Genomic DNA, 8547 nt, shown 5'->3' on the forward strand with positions numbered 1-8547 from the left:
TCGCCCTCCTATAATGCTTCAAAGGTCATCACATCCTGGATGCCTGGAAACTCGCGCATAAACTGAACTGTAATAGGATTTACCACTGTATCCGTAGTAATAACCATCACTGCATCCTTATGCTTACCCTTACGGAACACACGCATCGTAGCAATATTAATATCAGATTCACTCAATGCTTGGCTCACAAGAGAAATGGCACCAGGTCTATCCTCATGAAATACGACAAGGGTAAACTCATCGCCAGTAATAGACATATCATTGCCATCTACTTCGGTAATCATAATTTGACCACCACCAAGAGAACGACCAATAACAGTCATATGACGATTATGTTCATCGTACATATCAAAACGAACTACATTAGGATGACCTACATCGAGAGGAGACTCGATAAAGTTATACTCCATCCCCTCTTTCTCAGCTAATTTATGAGCAATACGAATATTCGTATCATCCTCTTTGAACCCCAACAAACCGCCAATCAAAGCACGGTCTGTACCATGACCTTTATAAGTTTTTGCAAAAGATCCATATAATGTTAAATCTACCTTTTTAGGAGTAGCACGAAAAATACACCGCGCCATCTTGCCTAGTCGCGCAGCACCCGCTGTATGCGAACTAGACGGACCAATCATAATAGGCCCTATAATATCAAAAATACTGTTCATACATACCTCTATATACACACAAATAATGTGAGAAATCTCTTACTTACCTATAGTATAACAATCAATATTGATAAATGTCTATATGCACATTAGAGGCATATTTGTTTGTTTACAGAGGACTACTATTCTTGTGAAAGCTGTTCTAAAACTTTGTATATTGATGGGACGCATCCATATCTACAGTTATAAAAAGGAAAGACTATACTTATGCAGCGACATCAGGTCACGAGGAGCAAAGAAGTATAGTCTTTCCTTTTTAACTAAGTTGTGGATACAAAACTGGGCCCCATCAATATACAGCCACTAAGATATAGCTTTCAAAAAAATAGTAAAAAACGCACCTTAGGCGAACCTAAGGTGCGTTATTTATAACAACAGTCCTAAATCATAAAAGAGAGGGGAAGTAGGACTGTGGTTAACAGATTAATGGATCCGATTAGCCCAAGATAGCTTTCATGTCAGCTTCTGGAGTTGTAATTGGATGTAATTGGAATTTTTCTACCAAAATGTTCAATACATTGCTGGAGAAGAATTTAGGCAAGGAAGGTCCGATGTAGATGTTGCGGATACCCAATGCCAACAATGTTAACAAGATACATACCGCTTTTTGTTCGTACCAGGACAATACCAATGTTAATGGCAAGTCGTTTACGTCACATTCAAATGCACCAGCTAAAGCTACTGCTACTTGAATAGCGGAGTAAGCATCGTTACATTGACCCATATCAAGGATACGAGGAATACCACCGATTTCACCGATGTTAAGGTCGTTGAAGCGGAATTTACCACAAGCCAATGTCAATACTACAGTATCATCTGGAGTTTGTTTTACGAATTCTGTGTAGTAGTTACGGCCTACTTTAGCACCGTCGCAACCACCAACTAAGAAGAAGTGTTTAATTGCGCCAGCTTTTACAGCATCGATTACTTTATCAGCAATGCCCAATACTGTACCATGACCGAAACCAGTAGTTACTTCGTGACCACCGTTGATACCAGTGAATTCTTGAGCTTCTTTGTAGCCGCCCAATTCGATAGCGCGTTCGATAACAGCGGAGAAGTCTTTAGTGCCGTCAGCTTTTTCTTCTACGTGTGCACAGCCGTCGAAACCTACCATATCTGTTGTGAAGATATTAGCTTTGTAGTTTTCTTTTGGTGGCATAATGCAGTTTGTAGTGAACAAGAATGCGCCAGGTACATCAACGAATTCTTTTTGTTGGTTTTGCCATGCAGTACCGAAGTTACCTTTCAATTGAGGATGTTTTTTCAATTCAGGGTAAGCGTGGCAAGGCAACATTTCACCATGAGTATAGATGTTTACGCCTTTACCATCTGTTTGTTCCAACAATTGGTTCAAATCGTGAAGGTCATGACCAGTTACAACGATGAAAGGACCTGGTTCTACAGTCAAAGGTACTGTAGTTGGTACTGGAGTACCGTATGTTTCAGTGTTAGCTTTATCAAGAACAGCCATACATTTCAAGTTGATTTGACCGAATTCCATCAACAAGTTCAACCATTCTTCAGCGCTGTGGTCTTTAGCGAATTCTACCATGCCTTTGATGAACCAAGCATCAACTTCAGCATCATGGAAGCCAAGGCGTGCAGCATGCCATGCATAAGCAGCCATACCACGCATACCTAACAATAAAGTGGAACGAAGGGATACGATATCTTCTTCACCTTTCCACAATTGTTCCCAATCGAAGTTTTGTGCTGCGCTATCGATTTTTGCATGATAAGCGTTTACTTCGTCGATGAATTCTTGAACGCGATCTTCAGAGAAGTTTACGTTTGTTACACACATGAACAAACCACGCATTAAATAGTCAACGCCTTCTTTAGTTTGGCCTTTTACGTCTAAAGCGCGTGCTAAACCAACTAAAGCAGCAGTTAATTCGTCTTGTAAGTTAGCAACTGGTGCAGTTTTACCACATACACCTTGTACAGTACAGCCGCCTGGAGCTGCAGATTGTTCGCATTGATAACAGAACATGCTCATTTAAAAATCCTCCTTTGCGAGACTTTCTCGCATACAAGCTAGATAATATCAAACCTATACATTACACTGATGAATTATCAGGTGTCTGATTGATTACATTTGAAAGTATAACGTAAAGATGATACAATTTCTGTAGCTTGAGCAACAAATAAAAACTTTTTCAAAAATTTTCCTTGCTCCCCTTTTGGAACAGGTAGACCATTCGATCTAACTATATTATTATACAATAATCATTTTAAATTACTATAAACTTTTTCACACTGGAGGTATCTATGAAGCAAATACTTTCAAACGATATTATCAACCAATATCTACCTACCCTCATACATTGTCCTCTATTCAATAAATTAGGTGAGCCTGAATTAAGAGGCTATTTACATAATGCAAAGGTTATTGTACATAGCTATAAGAAAAACGATTTCATTGCCCTCTCTGGGGATCCTATGGAAGGTATCGGTGTTATTCTTGAAGGCAGTGCCTTGCTCACACGTGAAAATGTAATGGGCCAACGGGTCATCATGGCAAACCTTGAACAATCCGATATTTTTGGTGAAGCACTACTATTTAGTAAACAGCCTTTATGGCCTGCTACCATTAAGGCAACAAAAGCAACTAAAATTATGTTTATTCCGCTTGAAACCTTTATTAAAACATTGCCGGATTGTCATCAATGCCAAACTAAAATCCTATCTAATCTATTAGAGGATTTATCTGAAAAAGCAATTCTATTAACCAGAAAAGTCCACTACCTCACATTAAAAGGGATGCGCGAAAAGATTTTTGCGTACTTAACAGATATTTATAAACGTCAGCATTCTAACACAATTCAATTACCCCATAACCGCGAGCAAATGGCTGAGGTACTCAATGTATCTCGCACAGCCCTTAGCCGTGAACTAGGTCGCCTTCGCGATGAAGGTCTCATTGATATTACAGGGCGCACCGTAACAATTAAAAACATTGAAGACATTGAAGAATTCGGCTTTAACACCTTTTAATACTTAATGGCTATTAAATTTAACAAACTAAAAAGTCTCTCAAGATTATCTTGAGAGACTTTTTTATTACACGACTCATAAAGTATATAACGGTTTTAAGTATATACCCATATTAATAACTATATAATATAATTTTTTAAACTATATAGTGTTTAAAATTGTAAATTAGAACCAATGAGACAAATCAAATTCTTCACCAATGGTTGCTTTCACATGAGCACGGCCTAAGTAAAGGCCTAACAATGTTAAGCTAATTTTAGACATTGGCGTGCTATCAAAGACATCAGCTAAGTCCAATAGAACCGGTGAAATATCATCCATAATATCACGCGCCTCTTGGCCCCTGAAAGCAGTAGGTTTGCTCTTCATCAGAGCTAAAAGATCACGTTGAACCATAGCATTAGAAATTCGTGTTTGTCTAAAGAATTGTGGTGCTAAAGACTCATCTACCAAGGCTAGTTTATAAAGATTGGAGTTCAAGCTACGCACCACATAACGTGGATCTACACCATGACCATCTGTAGCACGGAAGAGTTCTTCCTTAGAAAAACCACGATAGTTGAATACAAACGGATATGAATTAGACAACACTTGGCATAAAGTGATAGGCTCTTGTTCTTCTTGTGTACAGCGTAAATAGTCTAGCTGGCGATAGAAGGAATCATTTCGAGGCAAATCAGAGATGAATGGCTCAATATATTTTTCCACATAATGTTGGAAGTGAATCAATCCATAGTTATTAGAGTTTCTAGAATATTGTAACAATAATGTTAAGGCCATAACTTGGAAGTGACCTAAAGTTAAATGAGGTAATACACGTAATGCATCAAAAGCTACGAGGTATGGCGTACTAGATTTAGGAGATTGAACCACATCTAGAAAAGCACCTAACGCAGCGGACTTCATCCACTCTGTATTTGTAGCGGCATATGCCTTTTGCATACTCATCAACGCTTCTTGAATAACAATATTCTCTAGTAATGCATTCACTTCAACAATTTTTGTAATATTGAGAGCCGCTAAAGCATCTCTTGTAATAGATTCTACATAGTGTTGCGTATCACCATGTAACACCCCAAAGGAATGAACAAATGGTGCTATAGCCAACTCAACGCATTTATCCTCATGCGCCGCTTTTGCCCATTGACCATGCGGTTCCTCCTCTTCAGTTAAACTTGTTGCCGCCAATTGTGCTTCAATTTCAGAAGCATCAAACAAACGCGTTTCATCTAATACCGATGGACCTTCCGCGGTTTGTATTTCGTTCGCACCACCTATCATCTGCGTAGCATCTATGCTATCCGCTTCATCAGCTTCAAAGGCTTCCACAGATTCACCCATAGCAATTGTATCTTCAACAGAGTTTGCGTTATTGAGAAGTTCATCTGTAACAACATCGAGGACAATAGTTTTATCCACCAACGGAGTAACACCTTGATTAGCTTGATTAGCTTGCTTAAGATCTGATACGGCTGTCATCACAATGGTTTCATCCCCTATTGGTGTGCCATTATCCGAACCTATTGGTGTTCCATTATCCGAACCTAATGCTAACGCATATTCTCCCTCTGAAACATGACTTGAATTAGACTTTAGAGTACTTCTTCTATTATAAGAGGTATCTATAGGATCAACCAGAGATTCAGCCGGTTCTCGCTCTTCACCGACCACCGTTTCAACTGTATCCGGAATTGATGCAGTATATACATTAGTCCCACTCGTATGTGTGATTGTTACATTGCCCTCTTGCGACTCCGTTGCAAATATAACATCATTATGCGCTTTAAGATTATTTTTATTACTTATGTTTTTATAGGATTTTTCTTTTGCCTTACTTTCACCATCACCACCGCTAAAAACAGCATAGCAAACAGCAAAGAATCCCAATGCCACGACGGCTAATACAAAATACGGTATTAGGTTTGACATACTATCCCCCTACATCAATGCTTTATTATATGCAGCACGCTCACCGCCAATGCTCTTCGGACGAACACGACAAGCGGTCACATGTGCTTTCCCAATTTCTTTCACACAAAGACGTACAGGCACTGCAACGTGTTTCATGTGCATACCAATGAAAGTATCTCCAATATCGATGCCCACATCAGCTTGAATAAATTCAACCATCACAGGATCATCAAAATGTTCGTACGCCATCACAGCCAGGGCACCACCCGCATGACGTTGAGGAACAACATTAACTTCCTCCTCCCATGTCATAGCGCTACGGTCCATAACAAGTGCACGATTAATATGTTCACAACATTGAATCGCCAAGTTAAGTCCTTTAGCCTTAACAGCATTGTATATTTCATCAAATACGACCTGAGCCACATCAAGGTGAGAGTCAGTGCCGATTTTTTTACCTACAATTTCGCTAGTGGAACAGCCAACAACGAATAATTGACCTTCGCGAACCTTTGCTAAATCAAGTAATTCAGCCATCGCGTTGCGAGTTGACTGACGAATAGTTTCTACAGAAGTCATGTTATCGCCTCACTCAAATTGAATGTATAAAATCTATATGTATATTATCATAAAACCGACAGAATCGGTAGACTAAACTCTACACGTAACGGATGAACATCATATGATTATGGCTTAACAACAAAAAGAGGCTTGCTTTAGCAAGCCTCTTTCAATCACTCAATGGTGATATTAGATTTTTCTGTAAGGTTTTTGGCCTAATTCGTAGAAGTTATTACCTTCAGTATCGCCAACTACGATGCAAGGGAAATCTTCAACAGTCAATTCAGCCAAAGCTTCTGGTCCAAGTTCACCATAAGCAAGTACTTCATATTTTTTGATGGATTTTGCAATCAATGCTGCCGCGCCACCAACTGCTGCGAAGTATGTGCAACCATTTTTCTTCATGGATTCAACTACTTCTGGTTTACGGGAACCTTTACCAATCATGCCTTTGATACCTTGATCAAGCATTGTTGGTGTGTAAGCATCCATACGACCGGAAGTTGTAGGACCAGCGGAACCAATTGGATCACCAGGTTTTGCAGGTGTTGGTCCAAGATAATAAACAAACTTATTTGTCCAGTCGATTGGCAATTTTTCACCACGCGCTAAAGCTTCAGTCATAACTTTATGAGCAGCGTCACGAGCGGAGTAAATTTTACCAGTAATAAGAACGCTATCACCAACTTTTAATTTGCGGGAAAACTCTTCATTATATTCTTCAGTATTAATGCGAATTGATTCAGCCATTGTTTTTACCTCCTATCGATTAAAGTACTACGTGAGCATGACGAGCAGCATGGCACATAATAGTAACTGCAACAGGAAGACCTGCGATGTGAGTTGCACCCCATTCGATGTTTACACCGATACAAGTTGTAGTGCCACCCAATTGTGGTCCAATACCAGTTTTGTTAACCATTTCCATGATTTCTTCTTCTAATTTTGCATAGTCTGCATCTTTATGAGGTACACTAATGTCACGAAGCAACGCTTTTTTGGACATAACAGCTGCTTGGTCCATAGTACCGCCAATACCAATGCCGAGTACGATTGGAGGGCATGGGTTAGGGCCTGCATGTTTTACGATTTCAAGGACTGCATTTTTAACGCCTTCCACACCATCAGCAGGTACGAGCATAGCTACATCAGATTTATTTTCAGAACCGAAACCTTTTAATTCTACTTGAATATCTACTTTATCGCCAGGAACGATTTCAGTGTAGATGATTGCAGGTGTGTTATTTTGTGTATTTTTACGGTTGAACAATGGTTCAGCTACAACGGATTTACGAAGATAACCTTCAACATAACCAGCTGCAACGCCAGCATTGATAGCTTCTGTAAGATCACCACCAACGAAATGAACATCTTGACCAACTTTTAAGAATACCATAGTCATACCAGTATCTTGGCAGTATGGACGATCTTCAGCATCGGCAATTTCTGCATTTTTAATAATTTGATCAAGAACGATACGACCTACTGAAGACTCTTCTGTTTCACGGCCTTTTTTCAAACCTTCATAGATGTCTTTTGGCAAGTGGTAAGCTGCGTCCATACACATTTGACGGACTGTTTTTGTGATTTCAGATACTTGAATCTCGCGCAAGATAATCCCTCCTCAGGAAAATAGTTGAATATTAATTCTAATACCGATGAGATAAAATAAAATTCTCAAACATATGAAAGAATATCTATCTCAAACCGATGAGATTAACTCTATACATAAATCGTAGCACACAATATAAGGGGATTCAACGCCTTACCTATACAGTTTTCTCAATGCTTTTCCAGTTTTTGAGAATTGTTTTCATGAATATTTTTGTATATATTTCGGTTTTTCAATAGCCTACATAGACTTTATTCTCCAGTCACTAAAAAAGCCCCATTCTGTGATAAAAGTCATAGTCTATCACATATCAATAAGATTTTAATATCTTATATTTTTACCTACTTTCTTATATATAAATTTGGTTTAAAATGAACCACAAACATAGACTATATCTAATAAGATAAATACACTTTCATCTTAACTGATACTACTTTTCAACTAAATCTTTTAAACTTTTCTATAATGCATATGTATACCGATTATCTTCAATATACTTATATTGCTAACTCCCATTCATTTAGAGCCATACAATCACCTTAGAACGCAGTAAATATCTATAGTTAATAAGCTCTATAGATTTTATTAATTTTAATGACTCTCTCATCAAAATTATTGATAACTAATTTTATTTATAAAGTTATGTCTTTTAGTCATAATTGACAATATCTATTTTATAGTGTTCTAAAAAAAATGCTTGCTTTTATAATTAAACTAACATATAATAACAATCGTACCATTCCTCGATAGCTCAGTCGGTAGAGCAATCGGCTGTTAACCGATCGGTCGTAG

Annotated in this window: 7 protein-coding genes; 1 reads left to right on the top strand and 6 read right to left on the bottom strand. The window is 38.4% G+C overall.

The annotated features are described in order from the left end of the window. Positions 1-8: 8 nt before the first annotated feature. Together sdaAB and hcp are read right to left on the bottom strand one after the other, a co-directional pair. Positions 9-671, bottom strand: a complete 663-nt coding sequence (gene sdaAB / locus RYO55_RS03970) for an L-serine ammonia-lyase, iron-sulfur-dependent subunit beta (protein WP_314984240.1) — start codon at positions 669-671, stop codon at positions 9-11. A gap of 436 nt (positions 672-1107) precedes the next feature. Next, on the bottom strand, positions 1108-2673 hold the full coding sequence (hcp, locus tag RYO55_RS03975; protein ID WP_314984241.1) for a hydroxylamine reductase: 1566 nt from the start codon (positions 2671-2673) through the stop codon (positions 1108-1110). 272 nt (positions 2674-2945) lie between these two features. Between hcp and RYO55_RS03980 the strand changes: the two genes are divergently transcribed. Next, the gene (locus RYO55_RS03980) at positions 2946-3671 is read left to right on the top strand and encodes a Crp/Fnr family transcriptional regulator (RefSeq protein WP_314984242.1); all 726 of its coding nucleotides are present in this window, start codon (positions 2946-2948) and stop codon (positions 3669-3671) included. 165 nt (positions 3672-3836) lie between these two features. Here RYO55_RS03980 and RYO55_RS03985 read toward each other — a convergent pair whose 3' ends face one another. The 4 genes from RYO55_RS03985 to RYO55_RS04000 form a co-directional block, all read right to left on the bottom strand. Further along, complete coding sequence (locus RYO55_RS03985; protein WP_004695075.1) at positions 3837-5600, bottom strand: LPO_1073/Vpar_1526 family protein; 1764 nt, start codon at positions 5598-5600, stop codon at positions 3837-3839. Between the two features lie 9 nt (positions 5601-5609). Next, entirely contained in the window at positions 5610-6161 is a 552-nt protein-coding gene (locus RYO55_RS03990) for a TIGR01440 family protein (protein ID WP_314984243.1), read from the bottom strand. Positions 6162-6332: 171 nt separating this feature from the next. Continuing rightward, complete coding sequence (locus tag RYO55_RS03995) at positions 6333-6893, bottom strand: Fe-S-containing hydro-lyase (protein ID WP_004695073.1); 561 nt, start codon at positions 6891-6893, stop codon at positions 6333-6335. A gap of 19 nt (positions 6894-6912) precedes the next feature. After that, on the bottom strand, positions 6913-7755 hold the full coding sequence (locus tag RYO55_RS04000; RefSeq protein WP_004695072.1) for a fumarate hydratase: 843 nt from the start codon (positions 7753-7755) through the stop codon (positions 6913-6915). Between the last annotated feature and the right edge of the window lie 792 nt (positions 7756-8547).

Source organism: uncultured Veillonella sp. (assembly GCF_963551295.1).
Lineage (GTDB): Bacteria > Bacillota > Negativicutes > Veillonellales > Veillonellaceae > Veillonella.

Bases quoted from the DNA above. Each gene is read 5' to 3' on its own strand.
- RYO55_RS03990 (WP_314984243.1), bottom strand. From the start codon at position 6,161: ATGACTTCTGTAGAAACTATTCGTCAGTCAACTCGCAACGCGATGGCT.
- RYO55_RS03980 (WP_314984242.1), top strand. From the start codon at position 2,946: ATGAAGCAAATACTTTCAAACGATATTATCAACCAATATCTACCTACC.
- RYO55_RS03995 (WP_004695073.1), bottom strand. From the start codon at position 6,893: ATGGCTGAATCAATTCGCATTAATACTGAAGAATATAATGAAGAGTTT.
- hcp (WP_314984241.1), bottom strand. From the start codon at position 2,673: ATGAGCATGTTCTGTTATCAATGCGAACAATCTGCAGCTCCAGGCGGC.
- sdaAB (WP_314984240.1), bottom strand. From the start codon at position 671: ATGAACAGTATTTTTGATATTATAGGGCCTATTATGATTGGTCCGTCT.
- RYO55_RS03985 (WP_004695075.1), bottom strand. From the start codon at position 5,600: ATGTCAAACCTAATACCGTATTTTGTATTAGCCGTCGTGGCATTGGGA.